The organism is Clostridioides sp. ES-S-0054-01 (assembly GCA_021561035.1).
Classification (GTDB): Bacteria; Bacillota; Clostridia; order Peptostreptococcales; family Peptostreptococcaceae; genus Clostridioides.
The window spans coordinates 3,605,771-3,630,644 of the sequence record CP067346.1; the positions used below are offsets into that span (position 1 = coordinate 3,605,771).

A 24,874-nucleotide genomic window follows, 5' to 3' on the forward strand; every position below is an offset into this window, starting at 1 on the left:
CTCTATTGTATCTTTGTTATTGACATTTAGAAATTTAGGTCAATAAATTAGGTACTGATTTAATTATGCAATATGTGGATAACAGAATTATAAAAGAAAGAATACAATAAAAACCCATAAATAAAGTGAAAACCATTATTTATGGGCTAAATGATATATGTTAATTATATTTATTGTTATGTTTATATGTAGTTATACTTATTCTTATATTTATATATAAAAACAACTGTTAAGAATAAAGTTAAAAACTCAGCAATTGGCACTACTAGCCAAATACCATCTATATCTAAGACTTTTGGTAATATCAACAAACCTATAGTTATAAAACCAAAGGTACGCAAAAAAGACAGTACTGCAGATATCTTTCCATTTGATAATGCTGTAAACATAGATGATGCAAAAATATTAAATCCACAAAAAATGAAACTAAAAGAAAATATATAAAATCCAGAACTTGTAATCTCATAGACATCACTTCCTTTTTGAGAAAAAATATCTACAATAGTTGGCGAACATAGTATAGAAAACACAAATACCAGTAATGAGGCCACTGAGATAAATAATATACAAGTTTTAAAAATATATTTTAACTGGATATTATCTTTACTTCCATAATTATAACTTATTATTGGAGCAACTCCCATTGAAAAACCTATATAAAGTGAGGTTAAAAGAAATTGAGAATAAATAATTATTGTAATAGCAGCAACTCCATCCTCACCAATCAACTCCATCATTATAATATTAAATAAAAAAGTAGTAACCGCTGTTGATAATTGACTTACCATTTCAGATGAACCATTAAAACAAGTCTCAAATAATACTTTTTTATCTAGTTTAGGTATACAAAATCTAAGTACTCCCTTATTTCTTGAAAAGAAAACTATACCTGCAATAGTAGGAATTAAATATCCTATACCAGTTGCAAGTGCTGCTCCACCAATACCCATTTGTAATAAAACAATAAAAACATAATCTAAAATTATATTAGTACATCCTGCACCTATCACTAACCATAATCCAAGTTGAGGTTTTCCAGCTGTTACAAATAGACTTTGAAATAATACTTGTAATATATTGGCAAAAGCAAAAACTAAAATAATAAAAAGATATGAGCGACAATATTTAATCAAAATCTCGCTTGCTCCTAGCCATATAATAATATAGTCCATAAATATAATCCCAATACCTGTAATAATCATCCCAAGTACAACTCCAGATAATACAATTAAAGTAAAAGCTTTCTTTGCTTCATCAATATCACCATTACCCATCTTACGGGCTACTATAGCACTTCCACCAGTAGCAAGCATAGTTCCAAGCCCAACGATAATATTAATAATAGGGCATACAATATTAATTGCTGATAATGCATTTGTATTAACAAATCTTGAAACGAATATAGTATCAACAATTGTATATAACCCCATAAAAATCATCATAAAAATAGTAGGAAATGCAAATTTTAATAGAGAAAACATATTAAATCTTTGTGCAAGCAAATTATCTTGCACATTAACATTATCTTGCTTTTGATTTTTTGAATAGGATATATCACTCATTCAAATCATTCTCCTGTACCTTAATTCTATCTAAAATAATATCCAAATTATTAGACATTAAAAGACCTCCTTTCTTCATAAAGATTATATCTAATTATTTGGATATAGTTTTAATTAATCTTGCTATTCTATGTTGTTACAACATCTAAAAATAACGCCTCTATCTTTTCATTACTCTTAACTTTCCTTAATTTAATTACTTGTTTTTACTGTTTAGTATCGTATGAAACATGTTTAATTATAAATACTTGCATAGTATCACCTTTCAATTCTTTAGAGAATATACACATCATTATTTCTTCAATAGCCGAAATACTTGTTACAACACAAATTATAATACTAAGAAAATTTATATTAACAATGTTATAAAGTAGGTGGAAACAGAACAGCATAAACTCATATAATTTATTTACATATATATATAACATGAAAAATGTATTGTATTTAAAAATCACTATGATTATTTATGTAATACGAATAACAGCAATTATTAATCTCCATAATACTATATACTTTGGTATCTTTAGTGCTTAAATCATAACAATAAAGCCTGAGATTACAATATATATATCTGCTATACCTTTAATTTTCATCACATTAAAGACCTAAATTTATTAACTACTTGCACTTTTATAATGTCTCATCCCTAACTTCCAAAATTTCCACATAAATACCGTAAACACGAATACAATACAAATTGAATAGACTAATCCTTTTATTGTTAGAGTTCCAGCTAAGATTTGGGTTGGGATTGTTGACATAATTCCATATGGCAAAATCAAGTAGAATAATAGTTTAAAGACACCTTCATATATTACACCAGGAATTTTCATGTTCATTGGTATTAAATTATCTTCTAATCTCATTATAGCAGTTGACGATATAACAAAGAATGGAATTGTTCGAAATATAATACATATATCGTAAAAAAGCAATGTCATCAATAAAACCATACATATATATGCTATTATTATAACAAAAGTTATATCTGAATTTAGTTCAGATATTCCATATATAACTATAAGGATACTTGCAAAAATTAAAGGAGATGAACCAATACTAATATTTTCAAATGCCAATCTAAATAATGGATTTATTGGTTTTGTAATATAATAATCTAATTCCCCTTCTTGAATCTTTCGTGGAATATCATAAATTCCAAAACAGAAAATTGTCATGTTTATTGCATTTATTAATGAAAAAGTTCCTATAAATATTAACATCTCCCCACGTTGCCAACCTCCTATTGAGTCTACATGAGAATAAATACTATTAAACATTAATAACTGTAATATAAATAAGGAACTATCTACAAAAAATCCTCCAAAGAAATCAAATCTAAATACCATCATTTTTGATAACTTCATTTTCAATAACATAAATATTATTTTGAAATTTTTTTTCATCATATTCCCACCCCATCAAATAGTACTCTCATCCTTTTATAGATGATTTTATTTATTATAAAAAAGGATATTACCCACAATGCTATAATAATTAATCCTTGTATTGCCTCATTACTATTTCTACCTATAAGTAGCATAGATGGTAAATATGTTGTGTAGTAAAATGGAAATAACTTCATAATCGTCACTACAGTTTCTGGCAAAAGTACAAGTGGTATCATTGTTCCTGTAACAAATTCAGTCATATTATCGACTATCATTCTAAAGAAACTAATCTCAATAAATTTAAATGATAATATTCCAATAAAAAAATGAAGCTGCATCATAAAAATAAGCCCTAAAACAATCATCAAAATTGAAATTAATATCTGCACTGGATTTGACGTAAAAGCAAAGTCTATTCTAAATATAAAAATCCATACAAAGGCAGAAAGCATGTTAAATGCCAAATAAAAAAATGTCATCCCAAAGTTTTTAGAAAAAAAGTAATTTTGAATATCAATTGGAATAATCATATATTTTGAAAATGTACCTATCTTTACACGATTACATATCTCTTCACTAGTACTTCTTGACATATCAATACCTGATAAAAATGAACTTATTATATAATAAGATAGCATTGAATTAAATGTAAAACCCGAAATTAGGTTATTTTCACCAAAAATTGATTTCCATAAGATATAAGCAAATAAAATTTTTACAATAGTAAACATCATGTTAACTGCTACATCAAACCTCCAAATAAGTTGTAATTTGAAATTGATTTTAGCTATTTCATAATACTTTCTTATGTTTTGCTTAAACTTATAAAATAATGATTGTCTTGAATACACTTGATTATAGTTGTTCATAATACTCTTCACTTCCTTCTTTATATATTCTCTCAACAATATTTCCTATATTTTCTTCTTCAATTATTACATCCTTAACATCATACTTATCAAAAAACCATTTAACAGTTTCCTTTCCCTTTTCTTTTGGTACAATTACTGATGTTTTATGATTTGTTTGTTCAATAACCTTACAATTTTCTGGAAATAAAATCTTAGTTTCACTATCAAGACTAACTGTTATTTTCTTATATTTTTGAAAATGATTAAATAGTTCTTCTGTAAACCCATCATATATTTTATGACTATTTTCTATGACAATACTTCTACTACAAAGACTCTTAATATCCTCCATATAATGAGATGTAAGCATGATTGTAGTTCCTTTCGTTTCATTTACTTCTTTCAAAAAATACCTGATTTGCTTTTGTGCCACAGCATCTAGACCTATTGTTGGCTCATCTAGAAACAAAATTTTGGGATTATGAAGAAGTGCTACAATAAGTTCCATTTTCATTCTTTCTCCTAAAGAAAGTGTTCTGACCTGAACATTTAGATAATCAGATACATCAAATAGTTCAATAAAATAATCTAAGTTTTTCTTATATTCATCATCAGGTATATCATATAATTCTTTAAATAATAGAAATGTATCTGCTGGTGTCAATTCAAAAAATAGCTGACTTTTTTGCCCCATAACAACAGCATATTGTTTTTTGAAGTTATTTTCCAATTTATTAGGATAATAACCCATAACAGAAATCTTTCCAGAAGATGGGGCGATAATCCCAGTTAACATCTTGACAAGGGTCGTTTTCCCAGCTCCATTCTGACCTATTAATCCAACAAATTCTCCTTGCTCTATTTTTAAATCAAATGATGATATAGCTATTTTTTCTGTATATTGTCTTTTAAATAAAGACTTTACACTTCCCATAAGACCTGGCTCTTTCTCAAATCTTCTATAAGATTTAGTCAGTTTATTAAGTTCAATTATGCTCATTTCATTACCTCCATATCTCATAATTTCTATAAAAAAATCCACAGGTTTATATCTGCCTTTTTGTATGGTTATATTTACCCATACAAAAACAGAAAACTCCTGTGGATTAGAAAATTTAATATTTTCTATTTCAACATAATTATAATCAAAAGAATACTATGTAAAATTAATAAAAGTGTAGCAGATTAAAGCCTACTACACCACAATTTAACAAAGTAATACATATCTTAAATATTATTTGTTGTCATATGTTAGTTATCTATAAAGGCAGAGTAAGACACAATAATTAAATGTATCAAAAATACATTTAAAAATTCTGATTATACAGAATACATATGCGTCTCCAACTATTTAATTGTTGGTTACCATTATAAATAATTCCGACATTAAGACACTCCTTTACTAATATTATTATTCACATTTTAACATAAAATTTTTTTATGTTCAAGTCTAATCTAACAAACTCATATATTTAAATTTGTCTCATTTCTTTATTCTGCACCATTTATTGGTGTTTTCAAACCTAATGTTCACTCAATATTAATTTTTTATAATAAGTGTTTTTTATATTTTTTCCTTATGGTAATATATAAAGAAAATAAAGATAATTCTATAAAGTTTTTATTTCATAACATTATTCTAAAAATATGATACAAGAACTACTTATTTTATTTAATCATATTTTACTCTGGTTACCAATTTTAAACTTTATTGGCTCTTTCCATCTCAGATGCATTCCTTCAGTCAAAACTATTAAAAAAATTCCTGATTATTGTAAGTTTATCTTGAGCTTGTTTGTAAGAAATCCTTTCTTCATTAGCTATTACTTATATGGTGGCAATTTTTCCAAATAATATAATTGAAATTAAGACTAATTCGCGAATTATTAATTTAGTAGAAATGTATTAACATTACATCTTTACTTTTTCATTACATCATAAATTTATTCTCTTAAAACACAATATTTAAACTAATGTATTTATATGCTTTTTTTGTTCATCTGTTTTATAAAATATATTAGTATTTGAATTTTGTTTATATTCTTTAGCCTCCTCATCTAACTTTTCTATTCTCGACTTGAGTTCAATTATTTCTTCTTGTGTCATATTTATAAAATTTTTAAGCATGCCTTCAAGTTCTTCTCGAGTTTTACCTAATAAAAGTAAATCTCCAAACATGTTATCCTCTTTAAACATGTTATCCTCTTCATCAGATTTTTTTTGTTCTAATTCTTTATCATTTAATTTTTTATCCTTAATTTCTTCATTAAGCTCCTTAGTGATTAAAGCTTCTCTTTTCTCACCCATATTTAAGTAAGTCGAATTTTCATCTTCTACGTCGCTATTTTTAATCCCTATTTCTACATTAGAAAAGTTATTGACTGTTTCTCTTATTTCTGACTTAGATAAATTCCTAATTGCCTCATTTATTTTTTTAGTATAAATATCTTGTCTCTCTTTTAAATCTTTAATTCTATTATTAAGTTCTTGTTTTTGTCTCATGATATTAGATAAATAATTGTCTTTTTCTGTAGTAAGATTTTTATTACTAATATTTTCACTAGCTTTTTTATTTTTTACATCACTTTCACATCTAAACAAGTACTGACTTTCATGTTGATTAGAAATTCTCATTAATTTTCCCCTCCCAAAATGAACTAATTTTTAAGTATAGATTAACAGTTAAATATCACCATTATTTTTTTACAATTTTAACAACTTCAATATTTCTAAAAAGTAAAATCTCTTTAGTAAGAGGTTCTTTATAAGTTAAGTAAACTCAATATTTTATATAAATCATATATATTATCGGAAATATCAAGTTTTCCTAAAGCATTTTTCTATTAATATTTTTTCTTTCAATTTATGTCATTTCCTCAATTTATCCAATTTAAAATAGTAATAGGAACTTTTTATCACAAAAACTACAATTAATTTTTACTACATATTCTACATGTTTAGTTTGGTTCTTTAGGAGTAAAATAACGTTCATATCTATAAATTTATTCAATTTTCATACAAGCATGTTGAATAATAACCAATTCTATTGTATTATTGTAATTGTAGAATAAAACTAAATCGGCAAAACTAGAGAAATTTAGTGACGCAAAGCTATAGGGACTAAGACTTATAGAGTATCTTATGAGTTATGTCAGCCAGTTGCCAAAAAGATGTATTCTTTTTGTTTTTATGAAAGTTTTTTAGGGGGATAATAATATATGTTTAGAGATAAAATGGATAGATGTACACATATGTTGACTGCTTATATCGGTAGTTCATATGATTATTGTGATTTTATAGATACACAATTAGATGATTTTATACTGGAGTACGGAGAAAATGTGGTAGAATCTTGCTTACATCAAGTGATGGTATTGGTAAGTAAGTATAATTAGATAGATTTTGTTTTCTAGAGAACCCTTTTTAGTTTTATCTACAATTTAAAATAAACTGTTGCTAAAAAACTCATCAAAATATATTTCTTTTTTACTTTCTGTTATTTTTAGATTTATTTCTCTAAAAAGTAAGAATTTATACAGTATCTTTTCTATAACTCTTATATGAAATCTATTTTAAATAAATTATTATTAAAAGAGTAGATAAAGCTAATAATAAATATGTTACTTTTAATAATAAAAATTACATTCCATATAGTTAATATAAAACTCGCCAAATCCATTTATTTCGGCATTTGCTTCTCCTGATTTACATTCCATATAGTTAATATAAAACTTTCATTGCTCGCTAATGTATCATTGCAAAATGAAAAATTTACATTCCATATAGTTAATATAAAACTTCTTCTATACACCTATCTATTTCATTGTCAGAAATATTTACATTCCATATAGTTAATATAAAACGAATTATCAGATAAAATATCTGAATCTTCTAGTTCATAATTTACATTCCATATAGTTAATATAAAACATAATTTTTGCTACCACTAACATCAAAAAATGAGTCAGATTTACATTCCATATAGTTAATATAAAACGGTCATCACTAAAATTCCTTGACCTCGATATGCAAGATTTACATTCCATATAGTTAATATAAAACAAGCAGAAATGACAACCAACATAGGGTTTTTATTAGAATTTACATTCCATATAGTTAATATAAAACAGATGCAAGAATTAGCAAAGACAATAGCAACAGCAACATTTACATTCCATATAGTTAATATAAAACCCCAAAATAAACTTAGCATTTCCAACACTTACACATATACAACTCTCTAAAATTTGCAGTGAGCGGTCAATAGTGCAACTGATAACACTTATCATATGCTCTCAATTCCTTATATTTCAACTGTTAAACCATACTTTACTAGAAAAATCGCACACTGCAAAACTTCTATATTTTTATTATATCATAAAAATATTATTTTTGAATATCTATACAAATTTATTATATAATAAAAACAAGGAAATAAAATTTACTTTGTAAAAGGTGAATTTCTCTAATTGAGTATAATTTAAAAATTATTTATTTTGGCGTTTATATGATAAAATCACCCTTAGCTTTTCAATTTTATTTTCCTTGCTAAAATGATTATAATATATAATGCTTACATATTTTTCTGATGTAAGCATTACTTTTAATAATTGAGCTTATCTCATAACTCCATAACTATTTTGTAGCTCTGCACCCTTTAAATCGTGGAATCCATATGCTATGTGTACTTCATCTACATATCTATTGCAGTCAATTTAGCTTGCATATTGACCAGACTTATTCACATATAACTGATAAAATGAAACTGTAGAGATTTTTGATAATATTGTAGACTAAATTTGCCACCGAAATCGCTTTATGGTGGTAAACCAGTGTCAAATACAATATATTATTAATATACTAATCTATATAAACGTTGCTATTGCTTGATTACCTTAGCTACAGTTTCCACATGTGTAGAATGAGGAAACATATCTACAGGCTGTACTTCAACACATTTAAATCCGTGTATATTTAGATAATCTAAATCCCTTGCTAAAGTAGAAGGATTACAAGAAACATAAACGATTCTTTCTGGATTCATTGAAACAATAGTTTCTAATACCTTTTCGTCACAGCCCTTTCTAGGTGGGTCTACAACTACTACATTGGCAGTCTTACCCTCACTATACATCTTAGGGACAACTTCTTCTGCTTTTCCAACATAGAATTCAGCATTATGTATATTGTTTAATTTAGCATTTATCTTAGCATCTTCTATAGCATCCTCTATAATTTCTATTCCATAAACCTTTTTAGCCTTTTGTGCCAAAAACAAAGATATTGTACCTATGCCACAGTAAATATCAAAAACAGTATCAGTATCCTTTAGATTTGCATATTCAAGAGCTTTATCATATAATACTTTAGTTTGGACAGGATTTACTTGGAAAAATGACAATGGCGAAATCTCAAATACTAAGTCACCTATATAATCATTTATTTTACCATCTCCATATATAACTATATTTTCTCTTCCTAGAACAGCATTCGTATCTTTTTGATTTACATTTATAACTAAAGTCTTAAATCCAGGTATATTTTCCTTAAGCACTGAAGCTAATTCTTTAAGATATGGAAGTTTGTTTCCATTAGCTACTAATACAACCATTACTTCTTTAGTCGTAAAACCTATTTTTGTTACCAAATGTCTAATCAACCCTGTATGAGTTTTTTCATCATATATACTTACTTTATAGGCTCTTATATATGTTTTTATTATCTTAACAATTTTATCATTTATCTCATGCTGTATTACACATTTTTCTGTTGATATTACATCATGAGTCTTCTTTTTATAAAAACCAATAATTGGAACACCATCATTCTTTTGTATTGGAAATTGTGCTTTATTTCTATATCTATATGGATTCTCCATTCCTATAGTGTCATGAACTTCTACATCCTCTAACTTACCTATTCTTGTAAGTACTTGCTTAACTTCATTCGTTTTCATTTCAAGTTGCTTATTATAATCCAAATCTTGTATCTGACACCCTCCACAATCCCTAAGATTATCACTACACACTCTTTTCACTCTGAATGGAGACTTTTCTATTATCTCAACAATATCTCCTACAGCATAATTTTTCTTTACTTTATTAATCCTAACTTTAACTTTATCCTGTATCAATCCGCCCTCTACAAAAACTGTAATACCATTGTACTTTCCTACTCCTACTCCGCCTTGTCCAATGTCTACTATATCTACAATATACACCTCGTTTTTCGAAAGCATAAATCACCCTCCAATCAATCTATTATATTTAAATCTTTACAAACTCTTTTCTTTAAATTTATATTAAAATATTGCTATTAATTAAACTATATTTTTACTAAGCTACAATATTTTATTTTACCAAAAAAAAAGGAGCTTATAAAGCCCCTTGGTAAATAAATTTATTATTTTTCTTATAAAACTCTAGTTGAACCTCTATATACCACACCTCTTGATGCATCCACAGTGACAACTTCTCCATCTTTTACTAGATTTGTTATATCAGTTGCAGACACAATAACTGGTATATCTAAATTTATACCTACAATAGCTGTATGTGATGTCATTCCACCATTCTCAGTTACTACAGCTCCTGCTTTCTCTATATAATTGTTCATCTCGGCATCAGTAGCAGTAGAAACAAGTATGTCTCCTTCATTGAAGTCTATACAAGTATCTCCATTCTTTATTACACGAACTTTCCCTTCTACTGTTTGAGTACCTACACCTATACCTTGCACTATTTCTTCACTTATTACATGAACCTTTATTAAGTTAGTAGTTCCACTTACTCCTACTGGTACTCCAGCAGTTATAACTACTAATTCTCCATTATCTATATAATCAGCTTGTCTAACTGCCTCAATTGCTTTTTCTATAACTTCATCTGTATTTCCCGCAACAGAAGATTTAACTGGATAAACTCCCCATGTAAGAGCTAATTTATTCATAGTTTTTTCATTATTTGTAGTAGCTATTATCGGAGATTTTGGTCTAAACTTAGATACCATTCTAGCAGTGTATCCTGAAGAAGTAGATGTTATTATAGCTGATGCATTTAAATCTACTGCTGTTGTACAAGTTGCATGGCTTATTGCATCTGTTACAGTAACATTGTTAGTACCATTTTCCTTTAATAATCTATCATAATCTAAAGTCTCTTCTGTTCTTTTTGCTATTGTAGCCATCATTTTTACTGCTTCTACAGGATATTTTCCAGCAGCAGTTTCTCCAGATAACATTATCGCATCTGTTCCATCATAAATAGCATTAGCAACGTCTGTAACTTCTGCCCTTGTTGGTCTTGGGTTTCTTATCATAGAGTCAAGCATTTGTGTAGCAGTTACAACTGGCTTTGCTAATTCATTACATTTTTTTATCATCATTTTTTGAACTATTGGCATCTCTTCAGTTGGTATCTCAACACCTAAGTCACCTCTAGCTACCATTATACCATCAGAAACTTTTAGTATTTCGTCTAGGTTCTCTACGCCCTCTTGGTTTTCTATTTTAGATATTATTTGTATATCAGTTGCATTATTGTTCTCTAATACTTCTCTTATTGCTAATACATCAGATGCCTTTCTTACAAAAGAAGCAGCTATATAATCTATTCCTTGACTTATTCCAAATTCTATATCGCTTATATCTTTAGGAGTTATCGCTGGTAAATTTATCTTAACACCAGGTACATTTACTCCTTTATGATTTTTAACTATTCCTGAGTTTTCAACAATACAAACTATGTCTTCTCCATTTATTTCTTTTACTCTTAAACCAACTAAACCATCATCTATTAGTATAGAATCTCCTGCTTTAACGTCTTCAGCAAGACCTTTATAGCTTACCGTACACATTTCTTTAGTCCCCATAATATCTTTCATAGTTATAGTGAACTTTTGTCCTTCTTCTAAAAATACCTCTGGGTCTTCAAAGTTACCGGTTCTAATTTCCGGCCCTTTAGTGTCTAATAATATAGCAACTGGCTTATTTAATTTTTCTCTAACTTTCTTTGCCATATCTATTCTTTCCTTATGTTCTTCATGCGAACCATGAGAAAAGTTAAATCTACACACGTTTAGACCGTTTTGCATAAGTTGAGTTAAAACTTCCTCGCTTTGTGATGCTGGACCTAGTGTACAAACAATTTTTGTCTTCTTTACATTATTTAACATATTTGCTCCTCCTGAGATATTATTCCACAGATTTATTTTTAATACTAAAACTTATATAGATAATATTTTTGCCATCTCATAAGCTTCTTTATCAAATACTTTCTTTTGAGCTAAAGCCTCACTTATTTCTAAGTCAATTATTTTATTTTCTTTTATTCCTACAACTCTAGCTGATTTTCCATCTAGTAATAATTCTACTGCTCTTACGCCAAGTCTACTTGCTAGTATTCTATCAGATACAGTTGGGCTTCCTCCTCTTTGGACATGACCCAATACAGTTACTCTTAAATCTGCTCCTGACTCTTTTTTAAGTTCCTTTTCTAAATCACTAGCACTTCCAACTCCTTCTGCTAAAACGATTATACTATGTCTCTTACCTCTTTTTTGAGTAGTCTTTAATCTTAGAGCAACTTCATCTACCGTAATTTCTACTTCTGGTACTATTATAGTTTCCGCTCCTCCTGCAAGACCTGCATATAAAGCCAAATCTCCACAATGTCTTCCCATAACTTCCACTATATTAACTCTTTCATGAGATGATGATGTATCTCTTATCTTACCTATTGCGTCTATAATAGTATTCATTGCAGTATCAAATCCTATAGTATAATCTGTATATGCTAAATCGTTATCTATAGTTCCTGGTATACCTATGGCTGGGAATCCTAAGTCACTAAGTTTTTGAGCTCCTACAAATGAACCATCTCCACCAATTACAACTAAGCAATCGATTTTATACTTTTTAAGAATTTTTACTGCTTTTAATCGTCCTTCTTCTGTTTTAAATTCTTCACATCTAGAAGATTTTAATATAGTTCCTCCCCTGTGTATAATATCCCCAACAGAAGATAAGTTCATTTCAGTTAAATCTTCTTCTAGTAACCCCTTATATCCTCTATTGATTCCATATACTTTGCATCCATAATATATTGCTGATCTTACAACCGCTCTAATCGCAGCATTCATTCCTGGAGCATCTCCTCCACTTGTTAGTAATCCTATAGTTTTCATTTTTTACCTCCTTGGATTTTATGTCAATTTTTTATTATAATCGTTGTTATTTTATCTTAATGGACTTTTTTTGTCCCTATATCATTTTTCAATCCCATCAAGACTAAAAAAATTAAATGTCCTTAAATGTCCATTTTGTGATATTATATCACAAAACGGACAATATTTTTCATATTATTATAATATATTTAGATTTTTATATAAAAAATCAAGCTTTTATTTTTATGTTATCTTTAGGAAGTAACTTTTCTAAGTTATTTATAAATTCATCACATATACAAGTTAATGCTCCTGTCATTTTATATGCTTTACGTTTACCATTTATATTTTCGTCCATAGGATATAAGTATATACTGTCATTACCTGGATATTGTTTAGCTATTTCTACAATATTGTTAGTTGTCTCGGTATCAGACATACTATCTATTTTCAAATACAATTTTTTACCACTTTCTAGCTTAATATTTTCCACATTTCTAGTTCTTCCCGAATTGTAGTTTCTATCTTCAAAATCAGTATCATCATTTATATCTTTTATCTCTCTAGCTATAAGTTTTGCATTTTCGCCTTCTTTTATACTTAATGTTCCTTTTACATAGATTATGTTATCTTCATTCAAAATGACATTGTATTTTTGTAATAATTGAGGAAAAACTACTATTTCTATAGCACCATACAAATCTTCTAATTCAATAAATGCCATAATTTCATTTCGCTTTGTAGTTTTTATAGTTTTAGTTACAATCATTCCACCCATTATAACATCTGTTTCATTCATTTGTAGGTATGATTCTTCTTCCTCTTTTAATGAATTCAATTTTCCATTATCCATAGATGTTTTTTCTTGTAATTCTTTTTCAAATTGTGATAAAGGATGTCCACTTACATACATTCCCAAGACTTCTTTTTCAAGGTTAAGTCTCTCTCTCTCTTCATACTCTTGCCTTTTAGGCAAACTATATATTTGTTGAAAATCACTATCTTCCTCATTACCTCCAAAAGCATCAAATAAAGAAATCTGACCTTGAACATTTTTCTTTCTGTCCATAGATACACTTTCTAATAAACTTTCATAACCAGCCATCAAACTAGCTCTATTCTCACTTATATTGTCAAAAGCTCCACATTTTATTAGACTTTCTATTACTCTCTTATTTGTATCTTTTTGGTCTAATCTTTTAACTAAATCTACTAAATCTACAAATAGTCCATTAGATTCTCTTTCAGCAATTATATTGTTTATTATGTTTACACCAACATTTTTTACAGCTGCTAGACCAAATCTTATATTGTCACCTTCAACTGAAAATTTTGAAAAACTTTTATTTATATCTGGAGGCAATACATCTATTTCCAATGCTTTACATTCTCTTATATACTCAACTACCTTATCAGTATTTCCCATTACACTGGTTATCAACGCTGCCATAAATTCAACTGGATAATATGTTTTTAGATAAGCTGTCTCATATGCTAAAACTCCATATGCAGCCGCATGTGATTTATTAAATGCATATCTAGCAAAGTCTATCATGTCATCAAATATTTTATTAGCTATTTCCTCTTCTACACCATTTCTAATACACCCTGCAATTTCTATATTACCATCTTCGTCAAATTTACCATGAATAAAATATTGTCTTTCTTCTTCCATCACATCCATCTTTTTCTTACTCATGGCTCTTCTAACTAGGTCACTTCGTCCATAACTATAACCACCTAAATCTCTAACGACCTGCAATAGTGATAGGTAAGATTTTGAAGTCATCTCCATCTTTTCCCCCACTTCACACCGTACATGAGAGTTTCCTGCTCATACGGCGTTCCATCGAAATACCAATAATTTGAATAATTAATATTAAGATATTATCAAGAATAAATTATTATTTCATTTATCATGCAACATTTATCTTATTTAGATTACAAAGTACTCTGTATTTGTTTACTTTATTAATTTGAGTTTTATTTAGCGAAAGTTCTTTTACTATTTTATTTATTAACTCTTCATCAACTGTATGTATTAATTTATGTACTCTACCTTCCATTATTACAAGATTTTGATAGCTATCATCACCACCCAAATGTTTTGGTATTTTATGATGACAATGGAAGTGAAAAGTTTTAAGAACCCATTTTGTTATTGCACACTGACCATTTTGTGCTGAAAATAGTGATATTCTATTATCATTATATTCTACACTCTCATTCTTCGAGAAATATCTCATCATATCTGCTATCCTACTTGTTATTGTAAGTTTTAAATAATCATGAACTAATTCTCTTCCTCTTTCTGTGTAATCACAGGTTTCTTGTTTAAACTGCATTGGAGGTCTTGTTTTTACGTATGAGATTGGTATTAGTGCGTATTGGCAATAATATTTAATCGCTTTACTTTCTCCATAATATTTCTCAATTACATTATTCTTTGTTCCTGTTTTTGTTGCAAAAGGTTTAAGCCTGTTTTTCATATACTTCAGAACATTATATTCTATAGTATGAAAACTCTTACAAACATGAGAAGCACTATCATAATAATTATGATAACCAAAAATCATTTGATTTAGCTTTGCTAACTCAACCTTTGGTTTATCAGAGTGTTGTATAACTTTAATTTGTCTTTTAATTTTATCTGTCAGATTATTAACTGCTTTATTTGACATACAGCTTTTAATTGTATACTTATCTTTTTTGTTACCATTATAGTCTTTTATTCCTTTTCTGTGAATTTTCATTTTAAGTCCTAAAAATTCAGAATAATGCTTTCTTAAATTTACAATTTTTGATTTATCTTGGTTAATTTCAAGAGTTAATCTATCTTTCAACCAATCTGTAATTGCTATTTTAATTCTACAGGCAGTTTTATAATCTCTACAAAATATTTTAAAATCATCTGCATATCTTACGATGTGCATTTCTTTTAGATTTGTTCCTTTTAGTGCTCTGCAATGTGCTAATTGACAGCTATACTTATGTTTAGTTGGCATACCATAGAACTGTGAGTGTATCCACCAGTCAAGTTCATTTAGAACTATATTTGATAGTAGTGGAGATAATATCCCCCCTTGTGGAGTTCCTTTTTGTTGTATACCTTCACCTATAACTTCACACTTTAGCATTTTTGATATAATACTTATTACCCTTTTATCTCTAATGCCCAAGCTATACATTTGTTTTAATAATTTACTATGATTAACATTATCAAAAAATCCTTTTAAATCAATATCGACTACATAATGTAAATCTGCTCTCTGCATCAAATGATAGCATCTTGATATTGCATGTTTTGCGCTTCTATTCGGTCTAAATCCAAAACTATAGTTATAAAATTTTGCTTCACATATCGGTTCTAATACTTGCTTGATACATTGTTGAATAATACGGTCTTCAATCGTTGGTATTCCTAATGGTCGCATTTTCCCATCGTGCTTTGGTATAAATATTCTTCTAATGGCTTGAGGATTGTAATTTACAAGTCTTTTTCTGACATATAATATTATTTCTTCCTCACTCCATTTCTTAATATCTTTAATTGTATGTGGGTTGCTACCTTTTGTTGTACTACCTTTATTTGACTTTATTGTTCTATATGCTAAAAGGATATTTTCTTCACTTATGATTAATTCATATAGTTTATAAAAATTTTCATTTCTTTCTGCTCTTGCATATAAATTATCAAACATTTTTTGAGTTCCATAATATTCATTATATCTAAGAATATCCTTTTTCTTTTCTTCTTGATTTCTATCTATCAAAGTCACGTCCCATCAAAATAAATTTGACAGTACATTCTCTTAGTCTTACTCGAACCTTTGAAATTATCTTTTATGATAATAATATTATATTTTAATTATTAATATTTCCGACTAAAGCCCATCCCTCCACAGATTATTATCTCTGTTTCCTTGGTACTATGGCTTCACTATCACTTGGATTAAGATAAGTTATAGTTAAATACCTTTCCTTATCAACACTTCATCAGAATTGAATTTCCTCCATGTTCCAAGCTTTCCACGTTCCTATAGCTTTAGCTATACATATATCTTTAGGTGCTTCCTTTAAGCCCGTCAGCTTGATAGTGCCTATAACACTATAAGGTCTTTCATAAAGTCAAATCTTACTAAACCTCACTGACACCTCACAAGAGGGTGTAGCATTTCTACTACTTAGAACTAAGGACCCGTACATTCGGAAGTTCGTCAGTACTTATAATACATTCTCACCATGGATATTTTGTAGCCTCACGGTCTATAGATTGCATTGCATACCTCTATGCTACTTTCCTCAGCTTCATTCATTAAATACATGAAATTCTCTGTTAGGGCAATTTTCAACCTGCCTTACCCAGCTTCATACAATCAAATATTCAACTTCTCATGCATGTGGGGACTATTAGAGAGAGCATTTCAGGGCGTTACTCCATCATTCTACTCTTCAAGCTATAAGTTCTAATTGAATAAATTCAATTGTCGCATCCTTAATATTTCTATCTTTCTGCGAAACGTGTCGCACTAACTTGCTCTTGATATACCAAACAACCATATGTAACTTCCATTATAGGCTTTAATTTTTCATGTAGATATGTTACATCTTCTGGATTGCTTTTATTTTTTATATACGCAGGTATAGAATCCATTGGACCTGGTCTGAATAGGGATATACCCGCTACAATATCTTCAAAATTGTCTGGTCTTAGTTGCTTCATAAAACTTCTCATACCAGCACTCTCCAATTGAAACACCCCTAATGTATTTCCAGATGAAAGCATTTCATATACCTTTGGGTCATCATAATCCATCTTTGAAAAGTCTATTTTTTCTGTGTAGTTTTTTATGACTCTATTTTTTTCTATTAAATCAAGTGTATCTCTTATAACTGTAAGGGTTCTTAGTCCCAGAAAATCCATTTTTAAAAGACCAAGTTCTTCAAGTGTTGTCATAGTAAATTGTGTTGTGATTGCATCTTGATGCTTGTATAAAGGCACATACTCATCTACAGGATTTTTTGATATAACTACCCCCGCAGCATGTGTAGAAGCATGTCTTAGCATTCCCTCTATCTGTTTCGATATATTTATTATCTCTTTTGTTTCTGGGTCTTGGTCATACAATTCTTTAAGGTTAGGATTTGTATCTAGAGCCTTATCTATTGTCATTCCCAAAGCAAATGGTATCTCCTTGGCTACCTTGTCAACTTTATTGTAACCTATATCCAATACTCTTCCAACATCTCTTATTGCAGCTTTTGCACCCATTGTCCCAAAAGTTATTATTTGTGCGACATGGTCATCACCATATTTTCTCTTTACATAATCTATAACTTCTTCTCTTCTCTCATAACAAAAATCGATATCTATATCTGGCATAGATATACGCTCTGGATTTAAAAAACGCTCAAACAAGAGAGAGTACTTTATTGGGTCTATATCAGTTATCTTAAGTGTGTATGCTACTATTGAACCAGCTGCACTACCTCTACCTGGTCCTACTATAATATTATTTTCTTTAGAAAAGTTTATGAAATCCCATACAATCAAGAAATACTCTACATAACCCATTTTTTCAATTACATCTAATTCATACTTTAATCTCTCTATTATCTCATCGCTAGGATTATCATATCTTTCTTTCAGTCCATTAAAACATAACTCTCTTAAATAAGTTTCTGGTGTATATCCTTCTGGAACATCATACTTAGGAAGATGTATAGTATTAAAGTCAAACTCTACATTACACATATCAGCTATTTTCACAGTATTATCAATAGCCTCTAATGCATACGGAAATAATTCTTCCATTTCTTCTCTTGATTTTAAATAAAACTCATCACTACCAAATCTCATTCTATTTGGGTCATTTAATGTTTTTCCCATTTGAATACACATAAGGACATCATGTATCTTTGAATCTTCTTTATTTACATAGTGAACATCATTAGTAGCAACTAGCGGAATACCAGTCTCTTTTGATAATTTTACTAATCCAGAATTTACTTCTTTTTGTTCAGGTAAATTGTGGTCTTGAATTTCCAAAAAGAAGTTTTCTTCTCCAAATATATCTTTGTAATCAATAGCAAATTGTTTTGCTTTTTCATAATTTCTATTCATTAAAGCACGTGCTACATCTCCTGCAAGACACGCAGAAAGTGCTATAATTCCTTGGTTGTGTTTTTTAAGTTCTTCCATGTCAACTCTAGGTTTATAATAAAAACCTTCTACATATGAAGTTGAAACTATTTTTATTAAATTTTTATAGCCTTCCATATTCTTAGCTAACAGAACTAAATGACCTTGATATTTGTCATAGTTTGGGTCTTTATCTCTAAGTCCACGTGCAGCCGTATAAACTTCACACCCTATAATTGGCTTTATTCCTTCTTTTATCGCTGTTTTGTAGAAATCTATAACACCAAACATACAACCATGGTCAGTGATAGCTATTGAGCTCATGTTTAATTCCTTAGCCCTTTTTATAAGTTTTTTCACCCTCGAAAATCCATCAAGTAAACTATACTCAGTATGCACATGAAGATGAGCAAAATCTTTGTTCATTAAATCACCTCCTGTTTTATAAATTTAATTTTACCACAAATATATGCCTTAAAACAAAAACAGAGACTTTTATCTCAAAATAGGAATTAACTTCAACATATTTCATTATATGTTAGAAATTAATGCTTATTCTGAGATTGTCCCTTCAATTTATTGTGATGATTTTTTTTTCAAATCTGTCGCAATTTCTTCTATTTTTCTAAGCCTATGATTGACACCAGATTTTCCTATTGGTGGTTCTAACATCTCTCCAAGTTCTTTGAGAGTCATATCCTCATACTCAATTCTAATCTTAGCTATTTCTTGTAAATTTTCTGGCAAACTGCTAATTCCTATAGTTTCTTGTATGAGCTTAATATTTTCTACTTGTCTTACTGCCGCATTTACTGTTTTAGAAAGGTTAGCTGTCTCACAATTTACTATCCTGTTTACATTATTTCTCATTTCTTTTACTATTTTAGTGTTTTGAAGACTTAAAAGAGCATGGTGTCCTCCTATAATACTCAATAAATCTGATATTTGTTCACTCTCTTTAATATAAACAACATGATTATTTTTTCTAGCCACAATTTTACTATTAAAACCTAAAGAATTTATAAGTTCTTTTAGAGAATCTGCAAACTCCTCATTGTTAGTTACAAATTCCATATGATAATTCTTTTCTGGGTCGCTTATAGAACCTCCACCAAGAAAAGCTCCTCTTATGAAAGCTCTCTTACATCCTTCATGTTTAATTAAGTTCTCTGAAATTTTGTTTATGGTAAAAAATCCTTCTTTGTTTTCAAGTATACCTAACTTTTTTAATAACATTTCTGAACCCATTTCACTTGTTACCATTAATACATAACTGTTATTTCTCTTCAGCATTTGGTTCTTATTTACAGAGATTGTAGTATTAATATTAAAATTCTTTTTTAATAGCTTAAATATTTTACGGGCTATTGAATTTAATTCTGTTGTTATCTTTAGATTTAGCTTTTTATATCCAACAATTTGTATACTTCCCCCTGATTTGACTAGAGCTGATAATTCAGCTATATTACAACATTCATTCCCAGATACAATTCTCGCTAGTTCATTTTTGGTTTCAGTTGAAAAAGACATATCTATCACCTATTAACTAATTTTTCTTTAACCTTTTTTTTATTTCTTGTAAGGCAACCTTTATTATCTCCTTTTCATCATCATACCTAGCTAGGTCTACTACTCTATCTAGATGGATAAATTTAGCATCAATAAAGCCTTCCTCTTTTTGTGGAATAGTATCCATATTCTTTGCTTGCATCAAATACCAAAAAACTGTTTTATGAACTGCTCTATTTTCATCCCAGTTTTCTTTGAATGTATAGTGTATTTCGCCTAAATATTTCAATATATCTGCTTTTACTCCAGTTTCTTCACTTACTTCACGCAATGCTGCCTCTTGGTTATTTTCCCCTTCTTCTACTTTTCCCTTGGGTAGAACCCAATCTCCATTGAACTTCCTTAGTAAAAGAATCGTATTGCCAAACAGGACTACACCACCAGCACTAACCTCTTCTCTCATCGATGTTCACTCCTTAAAACTAACATAATGATAAGGATTTCTACACAATTTTTTAAAATCCTTTTTTACTAACTTTTGTTGTAATTATGATTTAGGGCTAACTCAATAACTATGTTAGATATATACTTTGCATCATGTCTTATATAATTATTTTTTATTTCAATTAAATTCTTCTCTACAGTTTTTATACGCATCTCTTTTAATTTATCTTTTTGCTTTTTATCTAACAAAACTTGCTCTGCTCCATCTTGTTTATATAAGTCAAGCATTTCTTCTGGCAATATTTCATTATTTGCTATTACATAATCTATTAAATTTTCATCAGTGTGCTTTACTATAGCATTAACATGCTCTAATACATTGTATCCTTCTGTCTCACCTGGCTGAGTCATTATATTTGCTATATATACCTTTGGAGCTAAAGACGACTTAATAGCGTCTACAATACCCTCTACAAGTAAATTTGGTATTATACTCGTATATAAGCTTCCAGGACCCATAATTATAATGTCAGCATCATAAATAGATGCAATAACATCCTTTAATGGCTTGACATCTTTTGGATTTAAAAAAATTTTATCAATAGAGCTTTTTTGACTTTTTGACTCTTCAGGTATGCTAGATTCTCCATTTATTATATTGCCATTTTCTAATTTGGCAACTAAGTTTACATCTTCCAAAGTTACTGGCAAAACTCTTCCTGTTATAGCAAAAATCTCACTTAATTTATATACAGCTTTTTCAAAGTTTCCATACAATCCATTCATAGCAGCCAAAAATAAATTTCCAAAACTCTGACCCTTTAAAAGCCCTTCTGTAAATCTATATTGCATAACTTCATTCATTGTTGGCTCTATATTTGCAAGTGCTAATAGACAGTTTCTTATGTCTCCTGGTGGAAGCATTCCCAAGTCTTCTCTCAATACTCCTGAACCTCCACCATCATCAGCAACAGTTACAATTGCAGTTATGTTTTGTGTAGAATGTTTAAGACCCCTTAAAAATACTGATTGCCCAGTACCTCCACCTATCACAACCACATTTGGTTCTCTATTCTCAACAATAGACCTTTGAAACAGTTTTACTTTTTCATTTTTTGCTTTCTTATATATAAATAACGATACAATTAATGCAATCCAACCTAAAATTCCTACAATAATAAGTAATTTAGTCATGTTTGCCTCCATTATCGCAACATAGAGTCTCTATGTTTCTTTACAACTCTATATCCCTTATTAGATAAATCCTCCGCTATAAGATTTGTTATAGTAACTGACCTATGTCTTCCACCTGTGCATCCGATACCAATTACTAAATGTTGTTTTCCTTCCTCTATATATTGAGGTACTAAAAAATGAATCATATCTAAAAGTTTCACATAAAATTCTTCACTGATTTTAGAATTCATAACATAATCTCTAACTTCTTTATAATCACCAGTTTTAGCTCTTAATTCTTCAACATAATAGGGATTTGGAAGGAATCTTACATCGAATACTAAATCTGCATCAGCAAGTATACCATGTTTAAATCCAAAAGATACTACAGAAATAGTTAGGTTTGGATTATCTTCACCAGAAGAATATATTTTCTTTATTTCTTCTTTAAGGTCTTTTGGTTTCATATTAGTTGTATCAATTATACATGTAGATAATTCTTTTAAAGGCTCCATTATTTTTCTTTCCATTTTTATGCCTTCTGGAATCTGCATATCTTTTGCTAATGGATGATTTCTTCTTGTCATTTTATATCTCTTCAACAATACATCATCATTACAATCCAAATATACCATTTCATATTCATAATTTTCTTTTTCCAAGTAATTTAAACTTTCATGAAGAGCTTCAAAAAACTTTCTCCCTCTTATATCTATCCCTAGAGCAACTTTATCAATACTTGAATTTGGTTGATAACATAATTCTGCAAATTTAGTTATCAAAGCAGGAGGTAGATTATCTACACAATAAAATCCCATATCCTCTAAAGCTCTCATTGTCTCACTTTTTCCAGATCCTGAAAGACCTGTAACTATAACAAATTTCATTGCTAACTCCTCCCTTTTATCTTATGTTTATCATATTATAATGTTTTCTACTAATGATATATCCAGATTAGAGCCGGATATAGTCTTCATAGCTAGCTTAAAATCGCCAACTCTTTCTGGACAATGTGCATCTGAGCCTATTATAAATTTATTTTCTAGCTCTTTTATCTTATTTAATTGATTTACATTCAAAAAAGAATGACTACTATTTATTTCAAGTCTAGTACCTGTCTTGTTTGCTGTCTTTGCTACCTCTTCTATATACACATCACCTTTATCTCCAGGATGAGTAATTATAAAAATATCATTATTACTTATCGCATTTATTACAGCTTTTGTATTATATTCTTTAGCCTTTTCAGTTTTAAATATATAATTATTACAATGATTTAATAAACTTTTGAATGATGTTGGAGTAGAACCAAAATGATATCCAGCCATAATATAGTCAAATTCTTTAATAAATTTATCATCCATATCTATATTACCTTTATCATCTAATATATTACACTCCATACCTAAAAGTACATTTATATCACTATACTTATCATTTAAATAATTTACTTCTTCTCTCATTTTAAGAATATCTTTTTTATTTACACCATATGCAATATGTTTATAACTATGGTCTGATATTCCTATTGTCTTTATTCCTTTAGAAATGGCCACCTTTACATTGTCCTCAATAGTCCCTTTGCCATGACTATATAATGTATGTGTATGATAATCAGCCAGTATTTTCATTTGTTAATCCTCTCCAAGTATTTTGACTTCTTCTTCCAACATAACTCCAAACTTGGCATAGACAGCACTTTTTATAACATATATTAAATCTAAAATATCTTTAGCACTTGCTTCTCCTTGATTAACTACAAATCCACAATGCTTCTCAGATACTTGTGCTCCTCTCAAAGTAAGACCTCTTAATCCAGTTTCTTCTATTAATTTACCGGCAAAATATCCTGTTGGTCTTTTAAATGTACTTCCTGCACTAGCAAAATTTAATGGTTGTTTAGTTATTCTTCTTGTTGCTAAATCCTCCATTAAACTTTTTATTTCATCATAATTTCCTTTTTGTAACTCTAATTCTGCTGATAGAGCTATATACCCATTTTTCGATATTATACTTTTTCTATACCCAAATTCCATCTGTTCATTTGACAGTTCAAAAATATTTCCTTCCATATCCATAAGTCTTACTGACTTTACTATATCCTTCATTTCACCGCCATATGCTCCAGCATTCATGGCTAATGCTCCTCCTAATGTCCCAGGTATCCCTGATGCAAACTCAAATCCTTTTAATTCTTGCTTTTGGAGAGCTTTACCTAAAACTGATAACAAAACTCCTGACTGAGCAGTCATCCTAGTATCATTTATCTCATAAGAATTGAAATTATCAGCTAATTCTATTACCATTCCTCTTATTCCACCATCTTTAATTAAAATGTTTGAACCATTTCCAATTATTAAATATGGAATAGATTCTTTTTTTACCAATTGAAGTATATTCTTCAGTTGTTCTTCAGTTCTAGGTCTAATTAATATATCTGCTGGTCCTCCTACCCTAAATGAAATATGTTTTTTCATAGGTTCATCGACTTTTATATCATCTTTACTTAATATATTTAATAAACTTTCATATATATCTTGATTATTCATTATATTTCCTCCCAAATTATACTGAACTTTAGCTGTCATTATTATTTAAATTACATTAATATATAGTATTAACTATATTCAATAATAT

The 24,874-nt window shown here is 28.9% G+C and carries 16 protein-coding genes, 2 pseudogenes, 1 CRISPR repeat array and 1 riboswitch; of the genes and pseudogenes, 1 reads left to right on the forward strand and 17 read right to left on the reverse strand.

The features are described 5' to 3' along the window. Window positions 1-182: 182 nt before the first annotated feature. The 5 genes from JJC02_16450 to JJC02_16470 form a co-directional block, all read right to left on the reverse strand. Complete coding sequence (locus tag JJC02_16450) at window positions 183-1,562, reverse strand: MATE family efflux transporter (GenBank protein ID UDN54437.1); 1,380 nt, start codon at window positions 1,560-1,562, stop codon at window positions 183-185. 614 nt (window positions 1,563-2,176) lie between these two features. Beyond that, window positions 2,177-2,968: an ABC-2 family transporter protein gene (locus JJC02_16455; protein ID UDN54438.1), complete on the reverse strand. Its 792-nt coding sequence runs from the start codon at window positions 2,966-2,968 to the stop codon at window positions 2,177-2,179. Continuing rightward, complete coding sequence (locus JJC02_16460) at window positions 2,968-3,822, reverse strand: ABC-2 family transporter protein (protein ID UDN54439.1); 855 nt, start codon at window positions 3,820-3,822, stop codon at window positions 2,968-2,970. Before JJC02_16460 ends, JJC02_16455 begins: the two co-directional genes overlap by 1 nt. Next, window positions 3,809-4,804 (reverse strand): ATP-binding cassette domain-containing protein, encoded by a 996-nt coding sequence (locus JJC02_16465; GenBank protein UDN54440.1) that lies wholly within the window; start codon window positions 4,802-4,804, stop codon window positions 3,809-3,811. Before JJC02_16465 ends, JJC02_16460 begins: the two co-directional genes overlap by 14 nt. 965 nt (window positions 4,805-5,769) lie before the next feature. Next, the gene (locus tag JJC02_16470; GenBank protein UDN54441.1) at window positions 5,770-6,438 is read right to left on the reverse strand and encodes a hypothetical protein; all 669 of its coding nucleotides are present in this window, start codon (window positions 6,436-6,438) and stop codon (window positions 5,770-5,772) included. Between the two features lie 436 nt (window positions 6,439-6,874). Continuing rightward, window positions 6,875-6,971, forward strand: a riboswitch (cyclic di-GMP riboswitch). A 51-nt stretch (window positions 6,972-7,022) separates the two neighbouring features. On the opposite strand from JJC02_16470, the gene JJC02_16475 reads away from it, so the two are divergent. Next, window positions 7,023-7,199, forward strand: a complete 177-nt coding sequence (locus JJC02_16475) for a hypothetical protein (GenBank protein ID UDN54442.1) — start codon at window positions 7,023-7,025, stop codon at window positions 7,197-7,199. Window positions 7,200-7,441: 242 nt separating this feature from the next. Continuing rightward, a CRISPR array of direct repeats spans window positions 7,442-7,998; the repeat unit is 29 nt; unit sequence ATTTACATTCCATATAGTTAATATAAAAC. Between the two features lie 685 nt (window positions 7,999-8,683). On the opposite strand, the gene rlmD is transcribed toward JJC02_16475, so the two are convergent. The 12 genes and pseudogenes from rlmD to murB all read right to left on the reverse strand — a co-directional run bounded on the left by rlmD (window position 8,684) and on the right by murB (window position 24,786). Beyond that, entirely contained in the window at window positions 8,684-10,042 is a 1,359-nt protein-coding gene (rlmD, locus tag JJC02_16480) for a 23S rRNA (uracil(1939)-C(5))-methyltransferase RlmD (protein UDN54443.1), read from the reverse strand. 173 nt (window positions 10,043-10,215) lie between these two features. Then, on the reverse strand, window positions 10,216-11,976 hold the full coding sequence (gene pyk / locus JJC02_16485; GenBank protein UDN54444.1) for a pyruvate kinase: 1,761 nt from the start codon (window positions 11,974-11,976) through the stop codon (window positions 10,216-10,218). A 51-nt stretch (window positions 11,977-12,027) separates the two neighbouring features. Further along, complete coding sequence (gene pfkA, locus JJC02_16490; protein UDN54445.1) at window positions 12,028-12,987, reverse strand: 6-phosphofructokinase; 960 nt, start codon at window positions 12,985-12,987, stop codon at window positions 12,028-12,030. Window positions 12,988-13,195: 208 nt separating this feature from the next. Beyond that, window positions 13,196-14,731, reverse strand: a pseudogene (gene dnaE / locus JJC02_16495) (DNA polymerase III subunit alpha). Window positions 14,732-14,882: 151 nt separating this feature from the next. After that, a complete protein-coding gene (gene ltrA, locus JJC02_16500; GenBank protein UDN56447.1) occupies window positions 14,883-16,667 on the reverse strand; it encodes a group II intron reverse transcriptase/maturase in 1,785 nt (594 codons plus the stop codon). A gap of 830 nt (window positions 16,668-17,497) precedes the next feature. Continuing rightward, window positions 17,498-19,534 (reverse strand): annotated as a pseudogene (locus tag JJC02_16505) (DNA polymerase III subunit alpha). Between the two features lie 150 nt (window positions 19,535-19,684). After that, window positions 19,685-20,638 carry a DNA-binding protein WhiA gene (whiA, locus tag JJC02_16510; GenBank protein UDN54446.1) on the reverse strand — a complete coding sequence of 318 codons (954 nt, stop codon included), beginning with the start codon at window positions 20,636-20,638 and terminating at the stop codon, window positions 19,685-19,687. Window positions 20,639-20,654: 16 nt separating this feature from the next. Beyond that, entirely contained in the window at window positions 20,655-21,080 is a 426-nt protein-coding gene (locus tag JJC02_16515; GenBank protein ID UDN54447.1) for an NUDIX hydrolase, read from the reverse strand. 68 nt (window positions 21,081-21,148) lie between these two features. Then, entirely contained in the window at window positions 21,149-22,255 is a 1,107-nt protein-coding gene (locus JJC02_16520; GenBank protein ID UDN54448.1) for a YvcK family protein, read from the reverse strand. A gap of 11 nt (window positions 22,256-22,266) precedes the next feature. Continuing rightward, the gene (gene rapZ, locus JJC02_16525; GenBank protein UDN54449.1) at window positions 22,267-23,124 is read right to left on the reverse strand and encodes an RNase adapter RapZ; all 858 of its coding nucleotides are present in this window, start codon (window positions 23,122-23,124) and stop codon (window positions 22,267-22,269) included. 30 nt (window positions 23,125-23,154) lie between these two features. Next, the gene (locus JJC02_16530; GenBank protein ID UDN54450.1) at window positions 23,155-23,868 is read right to left on the reverse strand and encodes a PHP domain-containing protein; all 714 of its coding nucleotides are present in this window, start codon (window positions 23,866-23,868) and stop codon (window positions 23,155-23,157) included. Window positions 23,869-23,871: 3 nt separating this feature from the next. Next, the gene (gene murB / locus JJC02_16535; protein UDN54451.1) at window positions 23,872-24,786 is read right to left on the reverse strand and encodes a UDP-N-acetylmuramate dehydrogenase; all 915 of its coding nucleotides are present in this window, start codon (window positions 24,784-24,786) and stop codon (window positions 23,872-23,874) included. Window positions 24,787-24,874 lie beyond the last annotated feature (88 nt).

What these genes read in the sequence shown, in the direction of transcription:
- JJC02_16455 (UDN54438.1), bottom strand. Translation starts at nt 2,968, where the DNA reads ATGAAAAAAAATTTCAAAATAATATTTATGTTATTGAAAATGAAGTTA.
- pyk (UDN54444.1), bottom strand. Translation starts at nt 11,976, where the DNA reads ATGTTAAATAATGTAAAGAAGACAAAAATTGTTTGTACACTAGGTCCA.
- JJC02_16460 (UDN54439.1), bottom strand. Translation starts at nt 3,822, where the DNA reads ATGAACAACTATAATCAAGTGTATTCAAGACAATCATTATTTTATAAG.
- whiA (UDN54446.1), bottom strand. Translation starts at nt 20,638, where the DNA reads ATGTCTTTTTCAACTGAAACCAAAAATGAACTAGCGAGAATTGTATCT.
- rapZ (UDN54449.1), bottom strand. Translation starts at nt 23,124, where the DNA reads ATGAAATTTGTTATAGTTACAGGTCTTTCAGGATCTGGAAAAAGTGAG.
- rlmD (UDN54443.1), bottom strand. Translation starts at nt 10,042, where the DNA reads ATGCTTTCGAAAAACGAGGTGTATATTGTAGATATAGTAGACATTGGA.
- pfkA (UDN54445.1), bottom strand. Translation starts at nt 12,987, where the DNA reads ATGAAAACTATAGGATTACTAACAAGTGGAGGAGATGCTCCAGGAATG.
- JJC02_16450 (UDN54437.1), bottom strand. Translation starts at nt 1,562, where the DNA reads ATGAGTGATATATCCTATTCAAAAAATCAAAAGCAAGATAATGTTAAT.
- JJC02_16515 (UDN54447.1), bottom strand. Translation starts at nt 21,080, where the DNA reads ATGAGAGAAGAGGTTAGTGCTGGTGGTGTAGTCCTGTTTGGCAATACG.
- ltrA (UDN56447.1), bottom strand. Translation starts at nt 16,667, where the DNA reads ATGTTTGATAATTTATATGCAAGAGCAGAAAGAAATGAAAATTTTTAT.
- JJC02_16520 (UDN54448.1), bottom strand. Translation starts at nt 22,255, where the DNA reads ATGACTAAATTACTTATTATTGTAGGAATTTTAGGTTGGATTGCATTA.
- JJC02_16470 (UDN54441.1), bottom strand. Translation starts at nt 6,438, where the DNA reads ATGAGAATTTCTAATCAACATGAAAGTCAGTACTTGTTTAGATGTGAA.
- JJC02_16530 (UDN54450.1), bottom strand. Translation starts at nt 23,868, where the DNA reads ATGAAAATACTGGCTGATTATCATACACATACATTATATAGTCATGGC.
- JJC02_16475 (UDN54442.1), top strand. Translation starts at nt 7,023, where the DNA reads ATGTTTAGAGATAAAATGGATAGATGTACACATATGTTGACTGCTTAT.
- murB (UDN54451.1), bottom strand. Translation starts at nt 24,786, where the DNA reads ATGAATAATCAAGATATATATGAAAGTTTATTAAATATATTAAGTAAA.
- JJC02_16465 (UDN54440.1), bottom strand. Translation starts at nt 4,804, where the DNA reads ATGAGCATAATTGAACTTAATAAACTGACTAAATCTTATAGAAGATTT.